This window comes from Chitinophaga sp. NPDC101104, from assembly GCF_050277495.1.
In the GTDB taxonomy this organism is placed as follows: Bacteria; Bacteroidota; Bacteroidia; order Chitinophagales; family Chitinophagaceae; genus Chitinophaga.
In genome coordinates, this window is record NZ_JBNNSF010000001.1 from 2,248,898 (window position 1) to 2,273,116 (window position 24,219).

The 24,219-nt window shown below is 55.5% G+C and carries 26 protein-coding genes; 13 read left to right on the forward strand and 13 right to left on the reverse strand.

Annotated elements, in window-relative coordinates:
- Window position 1: 1 nt before the first annotated feature.
- The gene (locus ACQKLP_RS08990) at window positions 2-823 is read right to left on the reverse strand and encodes a universal stress protein (RefSeq protein WP_427322102.1); all 822 of its coding nucleotides are present in this window, start codon (window positions 821-823) and stop codon (window positions 2-4) included.
- A gap of 152 nt (window positions 824-975) precedes the next feature.
- Window positions 976-1,977, reverse strand: coding sequence for a glycoside hydrolase family 43 protein (locus ACQKLP_RS08995; RefSeq protein ID WP_427322104.1), 1,002 nt, complete (start codon window positions 1,975-1,977; stop codon window positions 976-978).
- Window positions 1,978-2,045: 68 nt separating this feature from the next.
- Here ACQKLP_RS08995 and ACQKLP_RS09000 point away from each other — a divergent pair, with 68 nt between their 5' ends.
- Complete coding sequence (locus ACQKLP_RS09000) at window positions 2,046-2,795, forward strand: SDR family NAD(P)-dependent oxidoreductase (protein ID WP_427322106.1); 750 nt, start codon at window positions 2,046-2,048, stop codon at window positions 2,793-2,795.
- On the opposite strand, the gene ACQKLP_RS09005 is transcribed toward ACQKLP_RS09000, so the two are convergent.
- Window positions 2,796-3,122, reverse strand: a complete 327-nt coding sequence (locus ACQKLP_RS09005; RefSeq protein ID WP_164714293.1) for a hypothetical protein — start codon at window positions 3,120-3,122, stop codon at window positions 2,796-2,798. It abuts the gene before it with no gap.
- A 171-nt stretch (window positions 3,123-3,293) separates the two neighbouring features.
- Entirely contained in the window at window positions 3,294-4,532 is a 1,239-nt protein-coding gene (locus tag ACQKLP_RS09010; protein WP_427322109.1) for a sensor histidine kinase, read from the reverse strand.
- 165 nt (window positions 4,533-4,697) lie between these two features.
- On the opposite strand from ACQKLP_RS09010, the gene ACQKLP_RS09015 reads away from it, so the two are divergent.
- Window positions 4,698-5,552: a tetratricopeptide repeat protein gene (locus ACQKLP_RS09015; protein WP_427322111.1), complete on the forward strand. Its 855-nt coding sequence runs from the start codon at window positions 4,698-4,700 to the stop codon at window positions 5,550-5,552.
- Between the two features lie 213 nt (window positions 5,553-5,765).
- On the opposite strand, the gene ACQKLP_RS09020 is transcribed toward ACQKLP_RS09015, so the two are convergent.
- Together ACQKLP_RS09020 and ACQKLP_RS09025 are read right to left on the reverse strand one after the other, a co-directional pair.
- Window positions 5,766-6,491: a LytR/AlgR family response regulator transcription factor gene (locus ACQKLP_RS09020; protein WP_427322113.1), complete on the reverse strand. Its 726-nt coding sequence runs from the start codon at window positions 6,489-6,491 to the stop codon at window positions 5,766-5,768.
- Window positions 6,488-7,576, reverse strand: a complete 1,089-nt coding sequence (locus tag ACQKLP_RS09025) for a sensor histidine kinase (RefSeq protein WP_427322115.1) — start codon at window positions 7,574-7,576, stop codon at window positions 6,488-6,490. The genes ACQKLP_RS09020 and ACQKLP_RS09025 overlap by 4 nt, the downstream gene beginning before the upstream one ends.
- Before the next feature lie 221 nt (window positions 7,577-7,797).
- Here ACQKLP_RS09025 and ACQKLP_RS09030 point away from each other — a divergent pair, with 221 nt between their 5' ends.
- Window positions 7,798-8,157: a SnoaL-like domain-containing protein gene (locus ACQKLP_RS09030; protein WP_427322117.1), complete on the forward strand. Its 360-nt coding sequence runs from the start codon at window positions 7,798-7,800 to the stop codon at window positions 8,155-8,157.
- Window positions 8,158-8,170: 13 nt separating this feature from the next.
- On the opposite strand, the gene ACQKLP_RS09035 is transcribed toward ACQKLP_RS09030, so the two are convergent.
- Window positions 8,171-8,977, reverse strand: coding sequence for a hypothetical protein (locus tag ACQKLP_RS09035; protein ID WP_427322119.1), 807 nt, complete (start codon window positions 8,975-8,977; stop codon window positions 8,171-8,173).
- 69 nt (window positions 8,978-9,046) lie between these two features.
- On the opposite strand from ACQKLP_RS09035, the gene rpiA reads away from it, so the two are divergent.
- Together rpiA and ACQKLP_RS09045 are read left to right on the forward strand one after the other, a co-directional pair.
- Window positions 9,047-9,718 (forward strand): ribose-5-phosphate isomerase RpiA, encoded by a 672-nt coding sequence (rpiA, locus tag ACQKLP_RS09040; protein WP_427322121.1) that lies wholly within the window; start codon window positions 9,047-9,049, stop codon window positions 9,716-9,718.
- 28 nt (window positions 9,719-9,746) lie between these two features.
- On the forward strand, window positions 9,747-10,649 hold the full coding sequence (locus tag ACQKLP_RS09045) for a DNA-3-methyladenine glycosylase family protein (protein WP_427322123.1): 903 nt from the start codon (window positions 9,747-9,749) through the stop codon (window positions 10,647-10,649).
- Window positions 10,650-10,866: 217 nt separating this feature from the next.
- Here the strand turns inward: ACQKLP_RS09045 and ACQKLP_RS09050 are convergent, their stop codons facing one another.
- The 5 genes from ACQKLP_RS09050 to ACQKLP_RS09070 all read right to left on the reverse strand — a co-directional run bounded on the left by ACQKLP_RS09050 (window position 10,867) and on the right by ACQKLP_RS09070 (window position 16,639).
- Complete coding sequence (locus ACQKLP_RS09050; protein WP_427322125.1) at window positions 10,867-11,580, reverse strand: 2OG-Fe(II) oxygenase; 714 nt, start codon at window positions 11,578-11,580, stop codon at window positions 10,867-10,869.
- Between the two features lie 27 nt (window positions 11,581-11,607).
- Entirely contained in the window at window positions 11,608-12,447 is an 840-nt protein-coding gene (locus tag ACQKLP_RS09055) for a bifunctional transcriptional activator/DNA repair enzyme AdaA (protein ID WP_427322127.1), read from the reverse strand.
- Window positions 12,448-12,521: 74 nt separating this feature from the next.
- On the reverse strand, window positions 12,522-13,097 hold the full coding sequence (locus ACQKLP_RS09060) for an alpha-ketoglutarate-dependent dioxygenase AlkB family protein (RefSeq protein WP_427322129.1): 576 nt from the start codon (window positions 13,095-13,097) through the stop codon (window positions 12,522-12,524).
- Window positions 13,094-13,360, reverse strand: a complete 267-nt coding sequence (locus ACQKLP_RS09065) for an Ada metal-binding domain-containing protein (RefSeq protein WP_427322131.1) — start codon at window positions 13,358-13,360, stop codon at window positions 13,094-13,096. The genes ACQKLP_RS09060 and ACQKLP_RS09065 overlap by 4 nt, the downstream gene beginning before the upstream one ends.
- 117 nt (window positions 13,361-13,477) lie before the next feature.
- Window positions 13,478-16,639, reverse strand: a complete 3,162-nt coding sequence (locus tag ACQKLP_RS09070) for a carboxypeptidase regulatory-like domain-containing protein (RefSeq protein ID WP_427322133.1) — start codon at window positions 16,637-16,639, stop codon at window positions 13,478-13,480.
- 128 nt (window positions 16,640-16,767) lie between these two features.
- On the opposite strand from ACQKLP_RS09070, the gene ACQKLP_RS09075 reads away from it, so the two are divergent.
- The 8 genes from ACQKLP_RS09075 (at window position 16,768) to ACQKLP_RS09110 (ending at window position 22,847) form a co-directional block, all read left to right on the forward strand.
- Window positions 16,768-16,992, forward strand: a complete 225-nt coding sequence (locus tag ACQKLP_RS09075) for a DUF2905 domain-containing protein (protein ID WP_427322135.1) — start codon at window positions 16,768-16,770, stop codon at window positions 16,990-16,992.
- A gap of 162 nt (window positions 16,993-17,154) precedes the next feature.
- Window positions 17,155-18,054, forward strand: a complete 900-nt coding sequence (locus ACQKLP_RS09080) for a TraB/GumN family protein (protein ID WP_427322137.1) — start codon at window positions 17,155-17,157, stop codon at window positions 18,052-18,054.
- Between the two features lie 47 nt (window positions 18,055-18,101).
- On the forward strand, window positions 18,102-19,496 hold the full coding sequence (locus tag ACQKLP_RS09085; protein ID WP_427322139.1) for a serine hydrolase: 1,395 nt from the start codon (window positions 18,102-18,104) through the stop codon (window positions 19,494-19,496).
- A gap of 226 nt (window positions 19,497-19,722) precedes the next feature.
- Complete coding sequence (locus ACQKLP_RS09090) at window positions 19,723-20,481, forward strand: SDR family NAD(P)-dependent oxidoreductase (RefSeq protein ID WP_427322141.1); 759 nt, start codon at window positions 19,723-19,725, stop codon at window positions 20,479-20,481.
- A gap of 130 nt (window positions 20,482-20,611) precedes the next feature.
- A complete protein-coding gene (locus ACQKLP_RS09095) occupies window positions 20,612-21,082 on the forward strand; it encodes a DinB family protein (protein WP_427322143.1) in 471 nt (156 codons plus the stop codon).
- A gap of 52 nt (window positions 21,083-21,134) precedes the next feature.
- Entirely contained in the window at window positions 21,135-21,692 is a 558-nt protein-coding gene (locus tag ACQKLP_RS09100; protein ID WP_427322145.1) for a hypothetical protein, read from the forward strand.
- Between the two features lie 29 nt (window positions 21,693-21,721).
- The gene (locus tag ACQKLP_RS09105; protein WP_427322147.1) at window positions 21,722-22,138 is read left to right on the forward strand and encodes a hypothetical protein; all 417 of its coding nucleotides are present in this window, start codon (window positions 21,722-21,724) and stop codon (window positions 22,136-22,138) included.
- A gap of 157 nt (window positions 22,139-22,295) precedes the next feature.
- A complete protein-coding gene (locus ACQKLP_RS09110; protein ID WP_427322149.1) occupies window positions 22,296-22,847 on the forward strand; it encodes a hypothetical protein in 552 nt (183 codons plus the stop codon).
- A gap of 49 nt (window positions 22,848-22,896) precedes the next feature.
- On the opposite strand, the gene ACQKLP_RS09115 is transcribed toward ACQKLP_RS09110, so the two are convergent.
- Entirely contained in the window at window positions 22,897-24,174 is a 1,278-nt protein-coding gene (locus ACQKLP_RS09115) for a TCR/Tet family MFS transporter (protein WP_427322151.1), read from the reverse strand.
- Window positions 24,175-24,219 lie beyond the last annotated feature (45 nt).

Here is a 24,219-nt window from a genome sequence, read left to right on the forward strand (position 1 = left end):
TTTACTTGTTATGTGCGATGAATAAGGCGCAGGGTACCGCTTTCATGAGCAGATCGGCCATGCTGGCCTTGAACCAGCGGCTCACGGTGCTGCGCTGGTAGGCGCCCAGCACTACGAGGGTTTTGCTGTCTGCCTTCAGCAGGTGATCGAGGATGGCGTTTTCCGCATCGCCCTGCAATACTTCGTATGCGGCGTTGGGGTTGTGCCTTTTCATGAACTCCTTCATCAGCTGGTTTTCCGGAACGTGGTGGTTGTCGTCCCCGCGAACGGTGATCACAGTAGCCGGCAGCTTGTTCGTTTCCGGCAGGATGGCGGAGAACATTTTGATGGCGAAAACGGAAGACGGCGCCCCGTCGTACAGCATCACCGTTTTTTCCAACGGCTCCCATTTCAGGGGCGCGATCAGCACGGGGCATTGCACTTCCGACAGCAGATCGCGGATGAAGCGCGTGGGCGCGGCTTCGGGGAAACGGGTGAAAGTTTCGTCGGCGCCGATGATCAACAGATCGGCGTATATGCTTTCCCGTAGGAGGTCGGGCAGGGCGAACGATTTATCGCGGCGAACGGTGAAATTGACACCGCCGGCCTGGCAGGCGTTTTCGAATGTTTTGACGGCATTGTCCCGGATCTGTTTATCCTTGGCCATCCGTGCTTCGAGGTCGTTGGTTTCCATGGCGGTAGCGATGGAAAAGCTGTTGTGGGTGAAATCGTCGAGGAAAACGCCGACGAGGTGGGCTTTTTCCCGGGCGGTGACAGCAATGGCCGTTTGCATACTGGATTCCGAAAGTTTAAGGCCGTCGAGGGCAACAATGATCTTTTTCATGCTATAAAATTCAGATAATGTGATGGAAGCAGGAATGATGACGGTCAACGGAGCCGTTGATCGTGGTCGGGGCGGGTCAGGCGGGCGTGAAATGGCCGCGCCCCCGCCTTTCTTACAACAAAAAGCGGGGGCGCGGGTTCGGGGATGGTATGTTATTTATCGTAGTGGAAGGGCGGCAATTTCATAGCCGGAACGCCTTCGCGGGTGATGATCACGGGTTTGATAAGGCCGTTTTCGTCGAATTCCAGTTTTTCGATACAGGTTTCGCGGGAATTGGCGTCTTTTTCACCGATGGGGCGGCGGTGGTATACGATGAAATATTTTTCCGTTCCGGGAACATGAATGACGGAATGATGACCCGCGCCCCTTGCGATGGCGGGGTCCTGGTCCAGTATTTTCCCGATCCGGCGGAACGGTCCGGAAGGGGAATCGGCGATGGCATAGGCCACGCTGTAGTCGGGGCCGGTCCAGCCGCCTTCCGACCACATGAAGTAATATTTCCCGTTTTTGATGAACATGAACGGCCCTTCCACATACTTTTCCGGCGTGATCTCGCGGAAAACCGTTCCGTCCTCAAACGGCTCGAATCCCGTAAAATCGTCTTTCAGCCTGGCGATATTGCAATGGCGCCAGCCGCCGTAAATAAGGTAATGCTTCCCGTCCTTGTCGCGGAAAACGAACTGGTCGATGGGCTGCGCCCCGTTATGGAACTTGTCTACGAGCGGCTTGCCGAGATGGTCGCGGTAGGGGCCTTCGGGCTTGTCGGCCATCGCCACACCGATACCGCCGTATTCCTGGTCGTTCTGGATATCGTTCGCCCCGAAAAACAGCCAGTATTTCCCGTTGTGGCGGATCACGGACGGCGCCCACATGGCGCGTTTCGCCCATTTGACGGCCGCCGTGTCGAGGATACGGGCGTGTTTTTTCCATTGCACGAGGTCGGCCGAGGAAAAGGCGTCGAAGAACACCTGTTTTTCGTACGGGGCGGAGAAAGTGGGGAATATCCAGTAGTTCCGGCCATAGATGATGGCTTCCGGGTCGGCGTACCAGCCCGGGAACACGGGGTTGCCGGACATTTTCCGTTTGGATTTTTGCTGAGCGGAGGCGGGGAGGAATGCCGCAGCGGCGCAGCAGAGGAGGATCAGGCGCTTCATGCCCGAAATATAGAAAAAACAATCGGGGCTTCCGCTTGTTAAAAATAGGCAACAAAAAAACTACTGTTATGGGTAAACTGGATAAGAAGGTGGTATTTATCACCGGCGGCAATTCCGGGATCGGGTTCGCCTGTGCGCAGGCCGCTGCGAGGGAAGGCGCTACCGTCGTGATCGCAGACCTCGAAAAAGTGGACCACGGGCCTGCCATTCAACAACTGAAAGACCTCGGCGCCGAGGCTTCCTTCGTCCCGATCGACGTGTCCGATTTCGAAAGCGTGAAAAAAGCCGTGGCCGCCACCGTCGAAAAATACGGCCGGCTGGACGTGGCGCTCAACAACGCCGGCATCGGCGCGCCCTACGCCGGGATCCACGAAACCGACGAGAAAGTCTGGCAGCGGATCATCGACATCAATCTTTCCGGCCAGTTCTACTGCGTCAAATACGAGCTGCAGCAATTCCTCAAACAGGGCGGCGGTGTGATCGTGAACCTTGCGTCGCTGGCGGGCCTCGTGGCCGAACCGGGCCTGGTGCCCTACACCGCCGCGAAACACGGTGTGCTGGGCATCACCAAGAACGTGGCGGTGCAATATGGCGCACAAAACATCCGTTGCAACGCCATCTGCCCGTATTACATCGAAACCCCGCTGCTGAAAGACCTCAACGTCGACATCCGCGGGAAATGGGAGGAAAGAACGCCCATCCACCGCCTGGGCAAGCCCGAAGAAATCGCCGGCGCGTTCATCTTCTTCGCGTCAGACGATTCGTCGTATTGCAATGGCAGCATCCTACCGATAGACGGCGGTGTGTTGGCGGGCTGATCATTTTTCCGCGAAATAATTGTGAATAAAGGAGAACCCCGAGATCTCGAATTCCCCGGCGCCCTTGGCTACCAGGAAAAGGTCGTGGATGCCGAAAGCATGCCGTAACTGGCCGGTGAGCTTTACGTTGAATGTGGTATCTGCCGTGTCTGGGATGCGGATGGAACCGAGTTTTTTGCTGCGCTTGCCGTTGGGCCTGTCTATCCGGAATTCCAGCCTGGGAGCGGATTTTCCTTTCAGGTTGCTGCTGATCACCACTTCGAACCCGATTTCCCCCATGCTCAGGTTCACTTGTCTGAACCCGAGGTATGAGCCTTGCTTCATCATGTACTTCGTTGTATCCGACGCCGGCGTGCGCAATACACCCTGACCGCTTGCCCGCATTGACAAGCAGCACAGCAGGGCCGCCGTTACGAGGATCGCAAGTGGTTTCATAGGTATGGTTCGATCTCGGGTTTTATCTTCCCGGCAAATTACATAAAATATTAGAATAAAATATTATGAATCAATTTTTACCGGCTGGGGTTTGCCGGCGGGGAGCAGGAGCGTAAACTGCGTGCCCTGGCTGGGTGCGCTCTGCACGTTCAGCTGGCCTTTGTTCTGGGCGGTGAATTCCTGGCAGAGCAGCAAACCCAGCCCGCTGCCGCGCTCGCCCTTGGTACCGTAGCCGGGCGCGGATTTGAAAGTGAAGAGTTGCGGAATTTTTTCGGGGGCGATGCCCGTTCCCTGGTCGTGCACGCGGAAAGTAACCTGGCCTTCGACGTTGATGGCCGACATGCGGATTTCCCCGCCGGGGTAGCTGAATTTCACGGCATTGGAAAGGAGGTTGCGGAGGATGACCGACACCTGGTCGCGGTCGGCATACACCCAGCAATCGGCCGGCACGTCTACCCGGAGATGGATTTCCTTTTCCCGGATGGCGTTTTCGAACAGTGCCACGATTTCCTCGGAAAGGGTGGCCAGGGAAGCGTGGACCGGTTTCACGCGGATGCCTTTCATCTGGCCCATGCTCCAGCGCAGCATATTATCCATCGTACCGGCCAGGCGGTTCACTTTTTTGTAAAGCTCGTCGGCCGCATCTTTCATGTCTGCTTCCGGGTATTCGCCCTTGCGGAACATGTCCAGCAACATTTCCAGCGTGGCCAGGGGCCCGCGGATGTCGTGCGCGATGATGCTGAACAGTTTTTCCTTGTCGCGGTTCAGCGCTACCAGCGCCTGGCGCTGCACTTCCTTCTCTTCCTCGTAATCGTCGTGCACCCGCTTGAAGTAGGAGAGGGCCATGATGATGAAAGAGAGCCCCCAGGCCACGTTGAAGATGATCCGGTCGTGCGGGACGGGCCTTTCGGGGATAAAATCGATCCAGGAAAAGCGGACCGCGAGAAAGGAGGCGATCATCACGAAGGAGAGCGACATGATGAGCCATTTGTCGTCGTACACCAGTACGGTCACGATGAGAATGTTCAGGAGGAAATATTCGACCCCGTTCCGGTAGATGAGGGCGGTAATGGTGTAAATGATGATGCTGGAAATGATGATAAAGAGCCTGGCGCTGAGGTACCGTTGTTTCCAGGTGAGGATAACGGTGCCGACGCTGCATGCCACGTTCAGGCAGTTGAAGAACGACAGGAGGTACCGCTCCTGGATGAAGTTGGTGATCGCGAAAAATACCAGTCCGGGGATCCAGGGAACGGTCAGCAGATTGAGGAGCCGCGTGCGGCGTGCCTCAATGAACGGCATATCCGGTGTGATGCCTATGTTGAGCAGTCGGAATAGGAATGATCTGGCCGATAATTCGGAAAGTGGCATGGTGCAAAGATAAAAAACCTTCGGCTTCGTGGTAGTCCCTGAACACCATCGCTTTACGGTTGAAAAGCGTATTTTTGCCGTTCAAAATCCTAATATATGGCTGCCAGGTTCTATTCCCGCGATCAGTTTTTTCAGCGAATGCCCCAGGAAATCGTGCTGGCGGCAGACGTTTACAGGCGCATGCTCGAAAATGGCTGGAAGGAATTCGCCCTGGCGGAATTTGAGGTGTATTTCGTGTCGGACGACCGCCAGAAGCTGGAAAAGCTGGGATATTTCCTGCAAGACGTTTACAAAATGAAAGTGGCGGGAACGCGGCAGTCGGGCGGCGGGATCATCGAAATGGGGTGCCTCACCACCCCGTTCCCCGTGAGCGAGGAAAATCTCCTGTATTTCGTGATGGATATGTGCCTCAAGGGTTTTGAGCACGATTGCCGGATGGATGGCTACTCCACCGCCCCCGCGCCCGCGGAGCTGCAATATCCCGACGAAGCACCCGAAAAACTGGCGGAAATCTTCGACCGGGGACTGGCTTCCTACGCCAACCGCAACTTCAGCGACTGTGCCATCCAGTTTACTTCCGCCATCCGCATCTTCCCCGAAAACCCCAACGCCTGGTATTCCCGCGCCATCGCCAAAGACGAACTGCTCCTCAACGCCAAAGCCCGGGAAGATTACGACGAAGCCCTGCGGCTGTCTCCCTCGTTCAAGGAAGCCTGGATCAACCGGGCCGTCAATAAAGACGAAGCGGGCGATTACGCCGGCGCGCTGGCGGACTACGACCAGGCCATCCTCCTGGATGCCCTCAATCCCGCCGTGTATTTCAACCGGGGCAACACCAAACAACGCCTGGGCGACCAGGCCGGCGCCTGCCGCGACTGGACCAAAGCCCGCGACCTCGGCGGCGATTATGCCGAGGAAAGCCTCCGGGCATATTGCGGCCAGCAGCAATAAGTTCACTTTACATCCTGATCCTGTTCCGCCAGGGCTGCACCCTGCTGCGGGGCTCCCTGCCGAGGAAAGCGTACAACTGCCGGAGCCAGTACCTGAAACTGTGCATGGGATCGATTTTGCCGAAAGGTAGGGCCGCCCGGCGTAGCTTCCCGCGCAAGTCGACGAACGGCATGGCAGGGCGACGAACAGCATCATCTCCCGACGAACCGTACCCTAGTAAATCAGTTTTTTCAGGTTATCCACGTAATTGCGGCCGATGCTGAGCTCCGTTCCATTTTCCATGACGAGGAACATCTTGCTGATATCGCGGTACACTTCGCGGATGTGGAGGATGTTGACGATGTGGGAGCGGTGGATGCGGATGAACTTCTCGGGATCGAGGCGCTTTTCGATGATGCCGATTCCCTGGGAGCTGAGGTAAGATTGGTCGTGGGTATGGATTTGCGTGTAGTCTTTCTCCGCTTTGAGATAGATGATCTCATCGACGGCGATGCTTTTGAGGCGGTTGCCTTTTTCAACGAGGATGCGCTTGGGGAAATTGACGGTTTGCGCATCTGCGAGGAAGTGGAGGTTCTGGGCATGATCGGCCCGGTGGATGCGCTCCATCGCTTTGCTGAAACGTTCTCGGGTGTAGGGTTTGAGGAGATAGTCCAGCGCATTCATCTCGAACGCCTGCAGCGCGAACTGGTCGTAGGCCGTCGTGAAAATGATGAGCGGGATATGGGTGATCTCCTCCAGTACCCGGAAGCCGTTCATGGCGGGCATCTGGATGTCGAGGAAGATGAGGTCGGGTTTCAGGGCGTTGATGTCGCGCACAGCTTCCAGCCCATTGCGGCATTCGCCGGCCACTGCGATGTCCGGGAAATCCGCAAGGTACTGGCGGATGAGGAATCGGGAAGCTTCTTCGTCGTCTATGATCAGTACGGTTTTTCGGCTCATGAGGGTCGATTGGTATGTGTATAAAATATGAAACGTAGGCCGGAAGGCTGGTTGCGGCGGATGAGCAGGCTTTCGGAAAACAGGAGCTCCAGTCTTTGCCGGATGTTGCGCAGGCCCACGCCGGTGCTTCTCCCGATTTCCGCCAGTTCCCCGCTGTACCCTACGCCGGTGTCGCTGATCTCGATCCGCAGTTTGTCGGATTCCCGGGCGATGTCGATATGGATCTTCCCGCCATGGATGCTCGGCGCGATCCCGTGCCGGATGGCGTTCTCCACGACCGGTTGCAGCAGCATGGCGGGGATCATGACGTTTTCGGAGCCGTTCAGCGGACTGATGCTGAATTCCAGTCTTTCCCGGAAACGGCTGTGCTCCAGTTCCAGCATGGTGCGGATGTAGCGGATCTCCTCCTTCAACGGCACCCATTCATGTTCCGTACAATATAACGAATACCGGAACGTATCCGCCAGCCGGGCGATCAGTTCGCGGGTAGGTTCCTGTTCGATCGGCACGCTGGCGCTGATGGAATTGAGCGTGTTGAAGAGGAAATGCGGCTGGATCTGTGCTTTGAGGGCGTTGATCTCGCTGCGGAACGCCGCGTCCGCCAGTTCCTTTTCCTTTATCAGCTGCGCTTCCCGCTCCAGGAAAAAATAATAAACGTGCAGCAGGCTGAAACACTGCAGATAATAGACGATAACGGGGAAAACCGACCGCAGAATGTAGATCCCCTGCATAAGCGGCTGGCCCACCATATAGTTATAGAGCTGCGTCCCTCCCAGCCAGGCGCCCCAAAAAAGAGGGATGAGCATCAAATGCAGCCGGAAACGGAAGCGGAGCGGACGGTCGCGGAACTTCCGGAACACCAGGTACCAGCAAGGCACGCTCACGGCCAGCAGGATCAACGAATCCCAGCAGATCATCCGCAGGTAAACAGCGTCTACCCGGCCCAGCAATACTTCCGGGATATACAGGACGAAATCCTGCAGCACGAACAGCAGGCAATAGCCCGCCGCTTCGCCCCAGGTAATATTGCTGAATGCGCTCTTTTTCAGTGCTGCTGCTATTTTTCCCATAAAAGACTTGCTCATAACCGTCCAAGTTGGCGGGAAGGTACGCCAATTTCAGGAGAGATTCCCGGCCCGGAGGCCAACTGGTTACGTTATTGAAAACTGCTGCTGTATTGCGTTTGGCAGATTTTGGCAAACTGAAGTGTTGCATATTTTCCGCGAAATGCCGGATCGTACGGTTGAAATTACGGCTGAAACGAAACCGGCCTGCGGTTTGTTGTGCTTTCGGAAAACGATTCCATATGACTACCGCCCAAATCGCTTACCGCCTCGAAACCCTCTGCCGTGCGGGAGATTTCCACACGGCCGTGGACGAACTGTTTGCCGACGACGCCGTAAGCATCGAACCAGTTGAAACACCGGAATTCCAGAAGGAAACCAGCGGCAAAGCTAATATCCTCCAAAAGGGGGAGAAGTTCTATTCCCTGGTAGATACGATGCACAGCCTCGACGTCCGGGATACCGTCATAACCGGCAACGTGATCGCATTTGTATTGAGCATGGACGTAACCATGAAAGACCGGCCACGGACTACCTGGGAAGAACTTTGCGTGTACCAGGTGAAAGACGGGAAGGTGGTTTCAGAGCAGTTCTTCATGTAGCCTGCCGCAGCTTTTAATGCATTACCTGCACGAGGATCTTCCATCCTGCCGGCGTGTGCCCCCAGATGCGCAGGTAATGCGCCTTCCGGCCTTCGTACACCGCGTCACCGTACACCAGGGCAAGGTCTTTGGCGGCGGAAAGGAACGATCCTGCAGGACGGAAATCCGGGGCCAGCGGCATCCGTTGGATCAGTTCACGGAAACCATCCGCTTTTGATACCGGAACATTGCGTTCCAGGTTCAGCCAGGAATGCTCGTCGAGCACATCGTCGTAGGCTGTTTTTCCGGCTGTGCGGTACTTTTGCAGGAACGCGTCTTCGGCCGTGTTGGCCGTAGCCTGCGGATCGGGCGTGAGGGAAACGGTAATGGGGTTGGGGGACGGATCGGCATATAACCTTTTGGGAAACCGGATACCGAAATCGATGAGGTATTTCCAGTCACCGGAAGGTCGTCGCACCCAGAAAGTGGTGTATTGCCCGGCGAGCAGGAGCGTATCCGCCCCGGGATGTTTCATGTAATACGGCCCGGTCGTGAACCCGGAAGCGCCGTCGCCCGAGGCGCCGGCGAATTGCGGCCCCCAAATGAGCTGGATGTCGCTCTCCGGCCGCTGGCGCCATTGTTCGAGGGCGTTTACGTATTCGCCGTTGTCCATAGCGACGGCAGTGCTGTCGGTAAAAGCAAGAAAGGCCGATTTTACGCCATGCTGCACCGCATGCGCGGCAAAGCCCCGTTCTGCGCGGATAACGGAAGATGCGTCTTGTGCGGCGGCTCTCAACGACATGAAAACGAATACAAAAGCAGTCAGATAGGTATGTTGCATGTAAGGTGGTTGATCAAACTACAGCAATCTACGAAATCCCGCAAACCGGGAAATGACGTAAATTCCGGAATGACTTCTCAACAGGATAACGATAAGAAACTCGCCGCTGAAACGGCGGTTTCGATGCTCCGAAGCGGTATGACGGTCGGTTTGGGGACAGGCTCCACCGCCAGGTTCGCGCTGCAAGCCATTGCGGAGCAACGGTTAAGCATCAAAGGGGTGCCCACTTCCCGCCAAACTGCGGAACTGGCGCGGTCGCTCGGCATTCCGCTGGTGGATATCAACGATGTGCCGTATATCGATATCACGCTCGACGGGGCCGACGAGTTCACGCCTTCCCTCGATCTCATTAAGGGCGGCGGGGCGGCGTTGCTGCACGAGAAAATCGTGGCGGTGCGGTCGCGGCAGCTGGTGATCATGACGGATGCTTCGAAACGGGTAGCGCAACTGGGCAAATTCCGCGTGCCGGTAGAAACGATCCCTTTCGCCGTGCGCTATGTGCAAGACCGGATCGCCGCCATGGGCGCCAGCAGCAGCGTTCGCCACGGGGTGTTGACGGACGAAGGCAATGCCGTGATAGATGCGGATTTCGGGCTGATATCCGACCCCGCGGCATTGGGCGCGCAGCTGAAAGCGATCACGGGCGTGGTGGAGCACGGGATTTTCGCGGGAATGGCGGCGCTGGTGCTCATGGGTGATAACGGGAAGGTGGAGCGATTTCCGCAAGTTTCGGGTGGCTGAACCAACCGGCTGCGTTAACTTTGCGGCCATGTCTGCCCGAACTTTCATTATTCCCGCTGCCGATCCTTTCAGTTTCGACGAATGCCTTTGGTTTTTGGACCGGGGGTTCGACGAATGTATGCATACCATTCTGCCAGCCCGCGTCAGGAAGCTCGTGCCCTTGCCGGGAAACCCCGTGCTGGTGGACCTCCGCGCGCATCCGGAAGGCATTATGGCCGAGTTGCTGGAAGGTGAAGTTAATCCGGGGACGGAAGCTGCCTTGCGGGCGTACATCCATGAATGGCTCGCGCCGCAGCAGGATATTCTTCCCTTTTACGACAAGCTCGCCCGAATTCCTGCGATGGCATATATGCCCGAGGCGTTCAGAGGCCTTCGCCTGATCGGTATTCCCGATCTTTTCGAAGCGTTGGCCTGGAGCATCATCGGCCAGCAGATCAACCTGCCCTTTGCCTACCGGCTGAAACGCAGGATGGTGGAGCGTTGGGGCGAAAGTTTCGATTTCGGGGGAACGGCGTACCACCTGTTCCCCGCGCCTTCCGTGATGGCGCAGGCCGATCCGGCGGAGTTGCGCGCCATGCAATTTACCGGCCGGAAAGCGGAATACATCATCGGCGTGGCCCAACAATTCGCCGAAGGGCATGTGAGCAAAGCGGCGCTGCTGGCGCTCCCGGGCCTGGAGGCGCGCCGAAAGGCGCTGACAGACCTGCGCGGCATCGGCATCTGGTCGGCCAACTACGCGCTCATGAAAAGCCTGCGCGATGCTACCTGCATTCCGCATGGCGATGCGGGATTGCTCAATGCGCTGTTATCCCATCAACTCATTTCCAGTAAATCCGATCAGGCCGCCATGGAAAAACTCTACCGCAAGTTCAAAGGCTGGGAAAGCTATATGGTAGCCTATTTGTGGAGGAGCCTGGCGGTTAAAAGCTGATATGAGGATATGCATATCTGTTATGACTTCATTACAAGCCTATAACCGGTTATCGGCTGGGACGTTTCCATAACCTGAAAAGTGAAGTTAATGATCCACGCAAGTTATTTGATATAGCCCTTCGCCATTACTCGATCGATTTCAATAAACAAGTTTCAAATCCGTAAAGCACGGTGGCCTACATAGTTAGAGGCAACCGTGCTTTCAGATTCCCGGATCACGTCGATGCATCATGGAAGATAATCCCCAGCGTATGCCGGTGCCCCGAGCGGAGCGCGCTCACGCCGTGTTTCATATGCGCGCGGTAGAACCCGCGGCTTCCTTTCAGCGGCCTGAACTGTGTGGTGAATAATAGGATATCGCCTTTGCCGGGCTGCAGCACGATGGCTTTCGATTGCGCGCGGGGCACCTGCTCCGTGAGCACGAATTCCCCGCCGGTGTAGTCTTTCCCGGCTTCGTCGAGGAAAAGGACGGCCTGGATGGGGAAGTATACATCGCCATACAGGTCCTGGTGCAGGGTATTAAAACCACCTGTTCCGTATTGAAGGATCAGCACGGCCGGAAGCTCCTGGCCATTGGCGCGGCAGCGTTCGAGGAAGGCCCCATGTTCGGCGGGGTACGAGATCCCCGTTTCCAGCTGTTCCATCCATTTATTGGCCACCGGCGCGATCTGTGCGTACAACGTTTCCCGCAGCGATTGCAGCAGCGGAGGAAGCGGGTAACGGAAATATTTGTATTCGCCCAGTCCGAAGCGGTAACGGGCCATCACAATGGTTTTGCGGTAAAATGCAGGTTCGTGGTAGGCGGAGGAGAGGGCTTGTGCGTCTTGTTGGGTTAGCGCCTGCGGGATGATGGCATACCCGTTTTCCTGGAGCTGCCGGGCAATGAGCGGCCAGTCCCTCTGCAGGAGGGCGTTTGCGGTTGGATGCATGATACTGGTTTAATGTAAGAAAGGAATTCAGGAGACTTTCGCCGCTTCCCAGCCGATCATGGCGGATTTGCGGTTGCTGCCCCAGTGATACTGGCCCACGTCTCCGGAAGCGCGGATCACGCGGTGGCAGGGGATGAGGAAGGCTACGGGATTAGCTGCCACGGCAGTGCCCACGGCTCTCGACGCGCCGGCATGGCCCGCCTGTTCCGCCAGTCCCGAATAAGTGACCAGCCCGCCCATCGGTACGTTCAGCAAGGTTTCCCAAACGCGGACCTGGAAAGGCGAACCTTTCAGGTGCAGCTTGATCTCGGGGAGCTTTTTCCAGTCTTGCCCGAAAATAAACAACGCGTTTTGCTGGTTCACGTCCACGAACTGGCGGTACACGGCCCGGGGGAATTTTTCCTGCAGGTCGCGCAGGGCTTCGGCTTCGCCTGCATCGGCAAAAGCCATGTGGCAAACGCCTTTTTCGGTGGAGGCTACGATCAGCGGGCCGAACGGGCTTTCCGCAAAGCTATAGTTGATCTGCAAGCCCGCACCGCCGTTCCGGAATTCACCGGGCGTCATGCCTTCAATTTTGACGAAGAGATCGTGCAGGCGGCTGGTGCCGGACAGGCCGGTTTCGAAAGCCGCGTCAGACAGTGTGTCTCCCTGGATGAGGCGGCCTTTGGCGTGGTCGAGACTGAGGTATTGCAGGAACTGTTTCGGGCTTACCCCGGCCCAATCCTGGAACATCCGCTGGAAGTGGAAAGGGGAGAGGTGCACATGTCCTGCGGCGGCTTCCAGGTCTGGCTGGTCCTTGAAATGCTGCCGGAGGAAGGCGATGGCCGAAGCGATCCTGTTAAAATCGATTTGTTGTTGCGTTTCCATGTTTCTCCATTTTATACCACAAAATTATCGCGGCTGCACTTCCCCCGAAACCCGCTTCTTGCGCAATCCAGTTGCTATATGATGATACGAAAGGTAATGTTGATGCGTGGCTCCGCGACCCGCGCCGTTTTCGGGACGCCGTGGTACCAGTTTTCCTGCGTATGGCCGCGCATGAGCAGGAAGCTTCCGTGCGTCAGTACCACCTGTTGGCGCAGGGTTTTTTCTTTCGCGTGTTTAAGTTGAAAATACCTCGCCGCCCCGAAGCTCACGGAACCGATGACGGGCTGCGGGCCGAGGGAACGCTCGTTATCGCGGTGCCAGCCCATACTGTCGTTGCCGTTGCGGTAAAAATTGAGCAGCGCGCTGTTGAAAACCACGCCGGCCACGGGCTCGATCTTCGATTTGATGTAGCGCAGCTCCTCCGTCCAAGGCAGCGGCTGCATGGTAACGCCGGAATAGGTGTACACTTTTCCTTCGTCGCCATACCAGGCCGTGAGGCGCGGCTGCATTACCTGGCGGCCCATGATGACGATGGGCTCCTGCTTCCATGCGATGTTTTCCGTTAACGCATGCAGTAGCCGGTCGCTTTCTTGTGGTGGGAAGAAATGCGGGAACAGGCGCACGTCGCCGTCTTTGGGCAAAAGGTTCATATGTTGTTCGCGGCTTTCCATTGTTTGTATTTGGCGGGGAGGCAATGGCCGCAGGGGCGGTACCCCTGCGCCAGGGCTTCTTCCTCACTGGAGAAAAACACCCGGTTCCGGTCCAGCATCCGTTTCCCGCTGGCGCAACGCAAGGTGCCGTAAATCCGGCCTTTGCGGTATCCGCCGAAGGCGATCTTCCCTTTCCGGAACAATTCCCGGAACCGGGCGCTTCTTTCCGCGGCGGTGCTTCCCATATGCAGGTGCTCGATCATGGGGCAATTTACGTTTTCCGCGGCAGCCGTCCAGCCCGATTCTTGCGGTCTGCCCCAAAAGAAAAGGACCGCCATGCGGCGGTCCCTCCCGGGTTATTACTGTTCTGTTCGGAATGACTAGAAGCTGTAGCGGGCGCCGAACTGCACCTGCCAGGGCGTGCCGCCGGGGCTTACCACACCGGTGTTGGCACCTACGCGGTATACCATTTCGTTCTTCGCTTTGTCGAAGCCGGTGGTGGTATAGATGTTCTGTTTGCCGAGGGATTTGTTGGTACCCCAATCCTTGTTCAGCATGTTGGCGATATTGAAACCGTCTACCGACAGTTCGATACCATGCCTTTTCGCGAAGCTGAATTTCTTGGCGATGCGGAGGTCCCAGATGCCGAAGAAGCCGTTTTCGCCGCCATTGCGCTCTGCTACCTTACCCATGCTCTCGCGGATGTAGGATTTCAGGCTGTTGCTGGCGTTGGGATTGTTCAGGATGCCGTTGATGCCGTCTCTGTACACCTGTGAAACGTTCGGATCGTTCACGTTGAAGATGTAAGCCAGGTCGTTGGACGTCACGAAGTCGCCGTTCACGTTGCCGTTCACCGCCAGCGAGTAGCGGGTACCGCCAAGGCCGGAGTAGCGAATGCCGACGCTGAAGCCTTTCCAGGACGGCAGGGTGCCGTAGAACACCACTTTGTGGCGGAACTGGTTGTCGGAATACGTCATGTGGCTCAGGTCGCGCGGGTTGTCTTTCACCATGAGGCCGAGCGTAGCGGTATTGGCCACGTCGCCGTTGTAGGAGGTGTTGTCCTTGGAATCGTTCCAGGTGTAGCTGCCGGTAATTTCACCGTCTTTCCAGTAACGCCAGGTTGCGTCGAGCACCACGGCGAACTGGTTCACTTTACCGCCGCTGTTCAGCTCCAGCACACGGCCCACGTTGGTGGTCTTGCGGCCCTTCTGCCAGTCCATGATCCCTTTGTCGGTAATGGTGGATGCGGGCACGTAAACACCGCGGCCGCCTTCGTTGGCGAGGGTGAAGTAAGGATTGTCTACCATGTTGCGGTCCACGTACATATAGTTGTGGCGGGCGATGGTGGTAAAGAAGGTAATGCCGGCTTTGAGGCGGTCGGTGAAGAAGTGGTTATAGGAAATGTTCGCTTTGTACACCACGGGGATACGGGCGTCTTTCCCGTTCATGTTGATGGTGCCGGTCCGGGGCAGGTTCTTTTCTGCGATGTACGCTTCGCCCGGCGCGGTGCTCGGGTTCTTGCGGTAACCGATGAAGTCGGGAACGGGCAGCAGCGCCGGATCGGTCACGTCGATGGAAATCACTTTCGTACCGTCGAACAGCTGGTTATTGATCATCGCATAGTTGTTGATGTCCGACCCGAAGATACCGGCGCCGAAACGCAGGTAATCGGTATGTTTGTCGGCGATGTCCCAGTTGAACTGGATACGCGGCTGGAGGATGAAGGAGTTCAGCCCGTTCTGCGTGTTCAGGCCCAGTTCGGTGAAAACGGTCTGGTTGAAGTTGGGCTTGTTCATGTAGGTGGTGTAATCCGCACGGAGACCGGCGATCATTTCCAGGCCTTTCGCCAGTTTGGTCTGCATTTGCGCGTACAGGCCGGCGTTGAGCACGTTCTGGTCCAGCGCAGGGTTGCCGCCGATGGCTACCTCACGGGCATAACGGTAGGGCGTGTTGTTGTTGAACGCGTCCATCCCGCGATAATAAAACCGGCCGTTCATTTCACTGCCGTAAAGGGAGTTGAGATGGCTGTACATGATGTCCGTACCGAAGGTGAAATTCGCCTTGTCGGTGCTGAAATACACGTTATCCACGAGCTGTACGATGTTGTTGTAGAAATGCTCGGGGGAATAGCGCTGTCCGCCCAGCTGGATGTTCGTATTCACGGTTTTGCCGTTCACGGTGGAAGTAATGTTTTCCACGATAGCGCGCGGGATGTTTTCGCGGGGCAGCTGTTTGTTGGGCACGCTTTCCTCGAAGGTATACAGGTGCTGGAGCTTCAGCTCGTTTGTCACTTTCGGGTTGAGCACCGTACGGAGGGTAGCGAGGAAGCTGTTGTTGTATACGTTGGCGTCGCCGTAAGATTCGAACATGTTGATGGTCGTGTTATCGTCGCGCCCCTGGAAGTTGCGGTCGTTGATATAGTTGTTGCGGATGGTGAGGAGGTTTTTCTCGTTCAGCTGCCAGTCTACACGGGCGAAGATGGCGTCTGTTCCGCGTTTTTTATCGAAGTTGCCGAACTGCGGGGAATTGGCCACGCCGTATTTGGTCCGCGCGATGTTCTGGAACTGGTCGAGGGTGTTTTGGGTGATGTTGAGGCGGACTTCATCTTCCGGGCTTTTGATCTCGGCGATGAGGAGCGGGCGGGCGTCTGCCTGGTGGTCCCAGGTGACGAAGAAGTGCGCTTTATCCTTTACGATGGGGCCGCCCATGGCGAAGCCGTACTGGTAAGTGGAGAATTCGCTGTTACGTTTGGCGCCGCGGATGTCGTAGCGGCTGGAAGCCCAGTCGGTACGGCCGAACATGAACGCGCTACCGGTGAATTCGTTGGTGCCGGATTTGGTTACGGTGCTGATGGTACCGCCGCCGCTGCGGCCATAGGTGACGTCGTACTGGTTCGTTACCACCTTGAACTCGCGGATCGCTTCCATGGAAATGATGTAAGGCGCGCCGGTGCGGCTGTTCGAGCCGCCGCCGGAGGTGGGGTTGCGGGCCGAGGTACCGTCGATGGTGAAGTTCACGGAAGAGGCCAGCTGGCCGGAGAGGTTGCTGCCGCGGCTGAGGGGCGACAGGTCTACCAGCGACGTGAAGTTCCTGCCGTTTACGGGCAGCTTCTGGATGTCGCGGGCGGTAACGGTGGTGGCGGCGCCGAAGTTCTCGCGCTTGTTGCGCAGGGCGTTGCCGACCACTTTCACTTCACCGATGTTTACGGTGGAGGATTTGAGGACGATGTTCTGGCGGAGCACGTCGCCCTGGTTGAGGAAGTTGCCGCCGGCGTCGTACGTGGCGTAGCCGACATAGGTCACGATGATGGAATAGGGGCCGCCGAGGGGCAACTCGCGGAAGTTGTATTCCCCTTTGTTGTTGGTCACCGTTCGGGTGGTAAAGCCGGTTGAATTGTTCTTTACCATCACCGATGCGCCGGGGATGAGTTGTTTGTTTTCGTCCGATACGACCCCGAAAATCGAGGCCTGCGTGGTTTGGGCACGGAGCCCGGGCACGGCCAGACAGCTAAGGCAAAGCAAAAGAGAGAGGATGTGTTTCATGCAGCTAGCATTTTTATTCGAGGTGTAAAATTAAATAAGGTGTATAGTAATCCGATGTATTAACGCAAGGGTAACAGAAAGTTCATATTCAAGGTGATAAGCACCGGTCGGCTGCTTATATTTGGATAATGAACCCGCAACTTGGCAAACAACTCATCATGATCGGCCTGCTGATCGTTGCCCTCGGCATAATTCTGTATTTCTTCTCCGACAAACTGCGGTGGTTCGGCAGGTTGCCCGGCGATATCCGGATAGAGAAGGAAAATGTGCGGTTTTACTTTCCTGTCACCAGCATGCTCATTGTCAGCCTGGTGATTTCATTGTTACTATATGCTTTTAGAAAATTGTTTTGAATGTTAGGCGTATGCTCATGTTCAATTCAACGTGGTCGTACCGTTTTTTTCAGTTCATGGAATTAAATCGATTGTAAAGATAGGAGAATCCCTCATTTTGCAAAATGGATTTTTCATATGTTATAACTTATATTATATATTTGGAATAATTGTTGTTTGATAATGCATATGCAGCTATACCGTTTCGTCGCCCTCACCATTTCGGCCCTGGTTTTCACGCTGGCCGGCCATTCCCAGCAAAAGGACATCTATTACCAGTTATGGAAGATCACCGGCAAAGGCCTCCCCGCGCCATCGTACCTCCTGGGCACGATGCATACCATTGAAGGCGCTTTCGCGGATTCCTTCCCCCGGATCGGTGAAGCCCTCCGCCAGGCGAAAGTCTATGTGTGCGAGGCGATCCCCGAACCGGCTGGCACCGATTACTCGGACGTGATCGAATTCCCGGCAGGAGATTCCCTCCAGAATTATATGTCCCGGGCAGACTACGACACCCTGATGGCCTTTTTCCGGTTGCACCTGGTAGGGGAGGAAGCCAGCCTCCTGCCGAAAATTGCCCGGCTGAAGCCGCAGGGCGTCAACATACTGATCGCCGAACTGAAAGGATTTGCGCCTGCCAGCCCCGGCGGGCAAACCGGGCCGTACCTCGACGACTATCTCCGCCAAACCGCCGGGGCTCTGGGCAAACCCGTACTTCCCCTCGAAACCGTCCATGACCAGTTTTCGGCGGTGGTAGCCGCCGCGGGAATGCGGGAAGACGCATCGAAACTGGTCAGCAAGATCAAGGGAGAAATTGGTGCCACCGATGATGCCCGTCAACGGCAAGCCACCCTGGCATACCGCAGCCGCAAGTTGCCGCACTATTTCAACTTCACGGCGAAAGACAGATATGCGTTGGAAGTAGGCATTGCCCGGAATAAAAAATGGATGGAGAAAATCCCCGGCATCATTACAAAAGATCCCGCGTTCATCGCCGTCGGGCACGATCACCTGATCAGCAAACAGGGACTCATCATGCTCCTGCGCAAAGCCGGCTATACCGTCACCAACGTCCCCCTCTGATTTTCTTCCGGGAAATTCCCGATATTGGGAAACTTAACGGTTTTCCCATGTCCCGCATCCTGGTTACCCTCTGCTTCCTTATTGCCACGCTCGCCGCAGGCGCGCAATCGTCAGTCCCGCAACAGCTGTCCGAACGCATTCCCGCACTGATGGCGAGGGACCGCATACCCGGACTTTCCATCGCATACATCGAAAATGGGCAGGTGGCCTGGGTGAGGCATTTCGGCGTCGCCAGCAAAGCCACCGGCGTGCCCGTGCGCGCCAACACCCGCTTCGAAGCCGCTTCCCTCACGAAAGTAGTCACCGCTTACATGGCTATGCAACTCGCCGGCAGCGGCCAGCTCGATCTCGATAAACCCCTCCGCGATTATCTCGGCAATAATGACGACGTGGGAGACGATCCCCGGTTTGCGGCCGTTACCGCGCGGCGGGTGCTCACGCATACCGCCGGGTTCCCCAACTGGCGGGACTCGGAGAAACTCACGTTCCTTTTCGCGCCCGGCGAACGGTTCGAATATTCGGGCGAAGGGTTTGTGTTGCTGTCGAAAGTGATGGAGAAAATTACGGGAAAACCTTACGCGGAATTGGCGGTAGACAGCGTATTTACGCCGCTGGAAATGATCCACAGCAGTATGGTCTGCGATACGGCTTCGCGGCAACTCTATGCCCCGCGGCACAACTGGCTGGGCGAAACGGCTTACCCTGCCGACTATACGAATGTGAACGCCGCATACAGCCTCCGGACGACGGCCACCGACTACGCGCTTTTCCTGTCTGCATTGCTGTCCGGCAAAAGGATCGGTCCTGTGCTGTTCCATGACATGTTGCGCCGGCAAAGTTTTCCCGATCCGAAGGAATCACCGGATTTGGCCTGGGGCCTGGGCATCGGGCTGGACAGCACTTCCACCGGCCGTTACGCCTGGCATTGGGGCGATCAGGGCGATAGCAAAGCGTTGTTCGTTGTGGATATCGACAAGCAACAAGGCATCGTTTATTTCACCAATAGCGCCAACGGGCTTTCTCCCGCTGCAGACCTCCTCGCCATCGCGCCCGGCGGCAACCAGGAGGGTATCGTGAAATGGGTGACATATGACAAGTTCGATCCGGCGGCGGAAAAGTTGCTCTTGTCTATCCGCAAAGAGGGCGCGGCAAAGGCGATGAAAGCATATGTGGCCGGCCGGAAGGAAAAGTTCCCGGAAAACGTGCTCAACATGCTCGGGTATGCTTTGCTGCGTGAAAAGAAAACCACCGACGCCATCGCCGTCTTCACACAGAATACGGCCGATCATCCGGAATCGGCCAACGTGTGGGACAGTCTTGGCGAAGCTTACATGGAGAACGGCGACAAGGCTTCCGCGATCGCCAATTACGAAAAATCCCTCCGCATCAATCCCAACAACGGCAACGCCGCGCAGCAACTGAAAAAGCTCCGCGGTAAATAATCCTGTCAAACGTTAATTGCTCCGCAATCCGCTTCCAGCAAGGCGGCGGGGCCGTCATATCCTGATTTTTCTGTTATCTGAACAAAACGTTAATTAGCGTGTTGACTGATAGTTGTCATGTTTCCCGCATCCGCAAACCGGTAACTTTGGTATACTTTCAAACGAAGCCCCGTTTATCCCGTCAAACCTATCCACCCGTATTGTATCATTCAAAAAATATTGCATTATGAAAAGATTGGAAAACAAGGTAGCCCTGATCACGGGCGGCGCAGGCAGTATCGGACAGACGACCGCAAAATTGTTCCTCGACGAAGGCGCCAAAGTGGTGCTGGTAGACCTGGATGAAGGTGCGCTGAAAAAGATCGCCGGAGAATTGGGCCCCAACGCGGCTTATGTGGCGGCAGACGTGACGAAGCCTGAAGACGTAAAAAAATACGCGGAAGAAGCGGTGAAGAAATTCGGGAAGATCGACGTGTTCTTCAACAACGCCGGTATCGAAGGGGCCGTGGCGCCCATCACGGAGTTCCCGGAAGACGTGTTCGATAAAGTGATGGCCGTAAACGTGAAAGGTGTGTTCCTGGGATGCAAATACGTGCTGCCGCAGATGAACGACGGCGCCAGCATGATCATCACCTCCTCCGTGGCCGGCTTAGGCGGTTCGCCCGAATTCGTGGCATACGTTACTTCCAAACACGCGACCCTCGGCATCATGAAAACCGCAGCGCTGGAAGCGGCGGCCCGTAAGATCCGCGTGAACTCCATCCATCCTTCGCCGGTCAACAACCGGATGATGCGCTCCATCGAAGAAGGCTACGCGCCCGGTAAAGCGGCGGAAATGCAGAAAGGCTTCGCCGCGGGGATTCCCCTCGGCAGGTATGCAGAGCCCATCGAAATCGCGAAACTGGTGCTGTTCCTCGGGTCAGACGACAGCCAGTTCATCACCGGCGCACAATATGTGATAGACGGTGGTTCCAACGCCAAATAGCAAATGCTCGCACTTATAAAAAAGCGGCTCCCGGATGTTCCGGGGCCGCTTTTTATCTTGATGGGCGTATCGATAAATATAATTTGACTGAATGGTATAAAAAGGTACATTTGATGAAAATTGTACGACGATGACACAAGTATCCCCCGAAAAGGAAATCTGGTCGGCCTGGGCGAAACTGCTCGACCGCGATCTGAAGAAACTACATGAAGAGATCGCTGCTTTCAAAAGTGAAGAAAACGTATGGAAAACGATCGGCGCCATCATTAACCCGGCCGGTACGCTTTGCCTGCACCTCACCGGTTCGCTGAACCATTTTGTGGGCAACACCATGGGCCATACGGGTTTCGTGCGCGACCGTGAAGGCGAGTTCGCCAACAGGAACGTCCCCCGGGAAGCGATGCTCCGCGACCTCGACGCCTGCCGGGAAATGGTGGTGAAAACGCTGAATGCGCAACCGGAAGGGACCCTCACGGCCACATTCCCCCGCAAATTCATGGAGCAGGACGTTACGTACGCCTGGTTCCTCAGCCACATCCTTACGCACGTGAGTTATCATCTCGGCCAGGTGAATTACCTCCGCCGGGCGCTGGAGGGGTGATGGTGGGAATGTGAGGGGATTGGCGTAATTTGCCGGTAACAATCCCCTGCCTATGCGCCAATTCTTTTTTGACCCCCGCATGTTTTTCAGAACGATTTTGTTTTACCTGGTCGCAACTGCGGTGTGGACCGGGACGTTCCTGCTCACGAACGAGTTCTGGGAAAGTGATTTCCTGGCGATCAGCGGATATCCATTTGTGATTGCCGGTACGCTAATTTTTGCCATCGGACGATTTCGGTGGCAGCAATTTATTTTATTGCCTTTTGGCGTGTTGCTAATATTTTGGATAAACTCTTTTGTAATAGGCCCTTTGGCGGAAAATCTTTTCGAAAGCTATTGGTGGGCTTCATTTTCCTGCGCGGTATTCGTTTCGGCGACGATGACGTTGCTGGTGAATTGCCGGGCCCGGATCCTGTTCAAGAAATGGACGATGCTGCTCACGCTAATTTGTTTGCTGGTTGCATATTACGGGATCCAAAGGTACCAGGATCTGGTGTTTCTTAATTGGGGTATTGCGCCCCGGATTTCCATTTTCCTGATTTTCCAGACTTTTATGATTTTCCCGCTGGCCTTGGGCATATCGGTAAAGGAAGCAGATGTACAGGTGTAGTGTGATTAATTATTTACCAATCCATGACTATGAAATCAACTCCTTTCGATCTTCGCGTTTTCATACGGATAGCCCTTTTTTACCTGGCTGGCGTAGCGGCGACTGTAGGCTTATTGGTGCTTTTTCAGGATTTCGACAGCAAGGCGTTTCATTGGTTGGTTGCCGGTATTGATTTTTTCGTATTTCCGGCTGCTTTAATGGTTGGGATTGGACGGTTTCATGCGAATATTGTGGTGCTCACATTGGTCTTTGTATTAATAGCGTGGGGTGTATTGTTCGGCCAAATGTATTACGATGAAAATGAAATCGTGCTTTGGAAGATACGTGCGGGTTCATCTGTTATCACAGCTGTGGCTATTGTGGTAGCGATTCATAATGTCGTTCGGCTCAGGTTCCCTATGTGGACCATTGTGGCAACGGCGTTATGCAAGATTATCGCTTTCTAGGTGTTGGATAAATTAGAGAATAATCATTTTTTTTAACGAGCCGGCATATATTTTCTTGTTATTTAATTCATTGATGTTCCTACCATTGGCGGTAAGCTTGTCGATGAAAAAGGAGGAAGTAGCGGCTTGATGTATACTGATGCAGAAAAAAGCAATAATGAAATCAATCATATTCAATTGGCAGGATTTTTCGCGTACGATGGTTATTTATGTGGTGGCTACGATATTGTTTCTGGCCATTCGCAGCACTTCTCTGGAGCTTGGTGATAAAGTGGATTTCGCATTTTTCCTGGTTTTCCCGCTGAGCCTGATATTGGGCAGGCGGCCGTTCAGTTGGTTTAGTCTGGCGTTGATCCCGATAACCCTGGGGATTTGCACTATCACAGTGCTTTTCATTTTGGGAGGATTGAATCATGGGGGAAAGGGTTTTTGGGGATGGTATGTATTTTCATCGTTAATAACTGCTGGCTTCGTCGTGGGGGTACTACATTTTTGCTGGCCGATGCGCTACCCGGTGTGTGTGTTTGTAGCTACTGCCGGTTTCAAAATGATCGCTTTTTGGATTTTTCAGGCGCATTATATGTTGACGGATACAACTGTCGATGATTTCAACATATTTCTGCTGTTCAATTCCCTGATGATATTGCCGCTGGTAACGGGTATGGCACTGGAAAGCAAGGACAGCCTGCCGGAAGAGGCGCTGGAATAAAAAAGGGCCCACCGCTCCGGTGGGCCCTTTCTTCAATATCGTATCCTTATTAGTGTAACGGCATTTCCGTAGCCGCCTGTGTCTGCTCGAGCACATGCCCGACGGAGGGATTGGACTTCTCCCGCATAAACACCCGCTTGATGATCACGATGCTCAGCCCCATGAAAACAGCGCCGATGATAAAGTGGATGCCCGGGAAATGGAACGGCGCATTCGCCGAAGTAAAATAAGCGAACGTTCCGTTCATGATCAGCGGCCCGAAGATGGTCGTGAGGCTCATCAGGCTGGTCAGCCCTCCCTGGAGCTCGCCCTGCTGGTTGGCCGGCACGTGACCGGCGATAACCGATTGCAGGGAAGGTCCGCAAATCCCGCCCAAACAGTAGGGCACAAGAAAAGCAAACATCATCCAGCTTTGGTTGGCAAATGCGAAAAGTACCATTCCGAGCGTATAGAGCCCCAATCCCACGTAAATACTCCTTTCATTCCCGATTTTCGGGACGATCACCCGGGTAAGCCCGCCCTGCACGGCGCCCACCAGTACGCCTACCAGCGCCAGCGACCAGCCAACCATATCAGAATGCCAGCCGAAGCGGTATTGGGTAAAGAAGTTCCAGTTGCCCTGCACCGCCTGGCTGCCCAGGTAAATGAGGAAAAAAGCGACTGACAGCCCGGCGATCTCGGGGTGACGGGTGAGGAATTTCAGGGAGCCGAAAGGGTTGGCGCGCTTCCAGTCGAACGGCCGGCGGTTTTCTTTCGCCAGCGATTCGGGCAGCAGGAAGTAACCGTAGAGGCAGTTGATGAGGCAAAGCACGGCCGCTGCGTAAAACGGCGCGCGCAGCCCGAATTTGGCGAGCAGCCCGCCCAGCGCAGGCCCCAGCACGAAGCCCAGGCCAAAGGCCGCCCCGATCATCCCGAAGTTCTTGGCGCGGGAGGTCTCGTCTGTGCTCACGTCGGCGATGTAGGCCGAAGCCGTGGTAAAGCTCGCCCCGGTAATCCCCGCGATGATGCGGCCCGCGAACAGCCAGCCATATGTTGGCGCCATGGCCAGGATGATATAGTCGATACCAAAGCCCAGCAGCGAAATCAGCAATATGGGCCGGCGGCCGTAGCGGTCGCTCAGGTTGCCCACCATCGGTGCGCAGATGAATTGCATGATGGCGAAAACGGACAGCAGCAGCCCGCCATAGGTACTGGCCTCATTCAGCGGAATGCCCTTCAGCTCGGCGATCAGGTCGGCCATCACCGGGATGATCAGGCCAAAACCCATCACGTCTATCAATAATGTTACGAAAATAAAGGCCAACGCCCCTTTCTTGTTTGATTGCATATAGTGGTTTTACAGATTCCAAAAATAATCCCGGCAAATCAGATT

What these genes read in the sequence shown, in the direction of transcription:
- ACQKLP_RS08990 (WP_427322102.1), bottom strand. Translation starts at nt 823, where the DNA reads ATGAAAAAGATCATTGTTGCCCTCGACGGCCTTAAACTTTCGGAATCC.
- ACQKLP_RS08995 (WP_427322104.1), bottom strand. Translation starts at nt 1,977, where the DNA reads ATGAAGCGCCTGATCCTCCTCTGCTGCGCCGCTGCGGCATTCCTCCCC.
- ACQKLP_RS09000 (WP_427322106.1), top strand. Translation starts at nt 2,046, where the DNA reads ATGGGTAAACTGGATAAGAAGGTGGTATTTATCACCGGCGGCAATTCC.
- ACQKLP_RS09005 (WP_164714293.1), bottom strand. Translation starts at nt 3,122, where the DNA reads ATGATGAAGCAAGGCTCATACCTCGGGTTCAGACAAGTGAACCTGAGC.
- ACQKLP_RS09010 (WP_427322109.1), bottom strand. Translation starts at nt 4,532, where the DNA reads ATGCCGTTCATTGAGGCACGCCGCACGCGGCTCCTCAATCTGCTGACC.
- ACQKLP_RS09015 (WP_427322111.1), top strand. Translation starts at nt 4,698, where the DNA reads ATGGCTGCCAGGTTCTATTCCCGCGATCAGTTTTTTCAGCGAATGCCC.
- ACQKLP_RS09020 (WP_427322113.1), bottom strand. Translation starts at nt 6,491, where the DNA reads ATGAGCCGAAAAACCGTACTGATCATAGACGACGAAGAAGCTTCCCGA.
- ACQKLP_RS09025 (WP_427322115.1), bottom strand. Translation starts at nt 7,576, where the DNA reads ATGAGCAAGTCTTTTATGGGAAAAATAGCAGCAGCACTGAAAAAGAGC.
- ACQKLP_RS09030 (WP_427322117.1), top strand. Translation starts at nt 7,798, where the DNA reads ATGACTACCGCCCAAATCGCTTACCGCCTCGAAACCCTCTGCCGTGCG.
- ACQKLP_RS09035 (WP_427322119.1), bottom strand. Translation starts at nt 8,977, where the DNA reads ATGCAACATACCTATCTGACTGCTTTTGTATTCGTTTTCATGTCGTTG.
- rpiA (WP_427322121.1), top strand. Translation starts at nt 9,047, where the DNA reads ATGACTTCTCAACAGGATAACGATAAGAAACTCGCCGCTGAAACGGCG.
- ACQKLP_RS09045 (WP_427322123.1), top strand. Translation starts at nt 9,747, where the DNA reads ATGTCTGCCCGAACTTTCATTATTCCCGCTGCCGATCCTTTCAGTTTC.
- ACQKLP_RS09050 (WP_427322125.1), bottom strand. Translation starts at nt 11,580, where the DNA reads ATGCATCCAACCGCAAACGCCCTCCTGCAGAGGGACTGGCCGCTCATT.
- ACQKLP_RS09055 (WP_427322127.1), bottom strand. Translation starts at nt 12,447, where the DNA reads ATGGAAACGCAACAACAAATCGATTTTAACAGGATCGCTTCGGCCATC.
- ACQKLP_RS09060 (WP_427322129.1), bottom strand. Translation starts at nt 13,097, where the DNA reads ATGAACCTTTTGCCCAAAGACGGCGACGTGCGCCTGTTCCCGCATTTC.
- ACQKLP_RS09065 (WP_427322131.1), bottom strand. Translation starts at nt 13,360, where the DNA reads ATGATCGAGCACCTGCATATGGGAAGCACCGCCGCGGAAAGAAGCGCC.
- ACQKLP_RS09070 (WP_427322133.1), bottom strand. Translation starts at nt 16,639, where the DNA reads ATGAAACACATCCTCTCTCTTTTGCTTTGCCTTAGCTGTCTGGCCGTG.
- ACQKLP_RS09075 (WP_427322135.1), top strand. Translation starts at nt 16,768, where the DNA reads ATGAACCCGCAACTTGGCAAACAACTCATCATGATCGGCCTGCTGATC.
- ACQKLP_RS09080 (WP_427322137.1), top strand. Translation starts at nt 17,155, where the DNA reads ATGCATATGCAGCTATACCGTTTCGTCGCCCTCACCATTTCGGCCCTG.
- ACQKLP_RS09085 (WP_427322139.1), top strand. Translation starts at nt 18,102, where the DNA reads ATGTCCCGCATCCTGGTTACCCTCTGCTTCCTTATTGCCACGCTCGCC.
- ACQKLP_RS09090 (WP_427322141.1), top strand. Translation starts at nt 19,723, where the DNA reads ATGAAAAGATTGGAAAACAAGGTAGCCCTGATCACGGGCGGCGCAGGC.
- ACQKLP_RS09095 (WP_427322143.1), top strand. Translation starts at nt 20,612, where the DNA reads ATGACACAAGTATCCCCCGAAAAGGAAATCTGGTCGGCCTGGGCGAAA.
- ACQKLP_RS09100 (WP_427322145.1), top strand. Translation starts at nt 21,135, where the DNA reads ATGCGCCAATTCTTTTTTGACCCCCGCATGTTTTTCAGAACGATTTTG.
- ACQKLP_RS09105 (WP_427322147.1), top strand. Translation starts at nt 21,722, where the DNA reads ATGAAATCAACTCCTTTCGATCTTCGCGTTTTCATACGGATAGCCCTT.
- ACQKLP_RS09110 (WP_427322149.1), top strand. Translation starts at nt 22,296, where the DNA reads ATGAAATCAATCATATTCAATTGGCAGGATTTTTCGCGTACGATGGTT.
- ACQKLP_RS09115 (WP_427322151.1), bottom strand. Translation starts at nt 24,174, where the DNA reads ATGCAATCAAACAAGAAAGGGGCGTTGGCCTTTATTTTCGTAACATTA.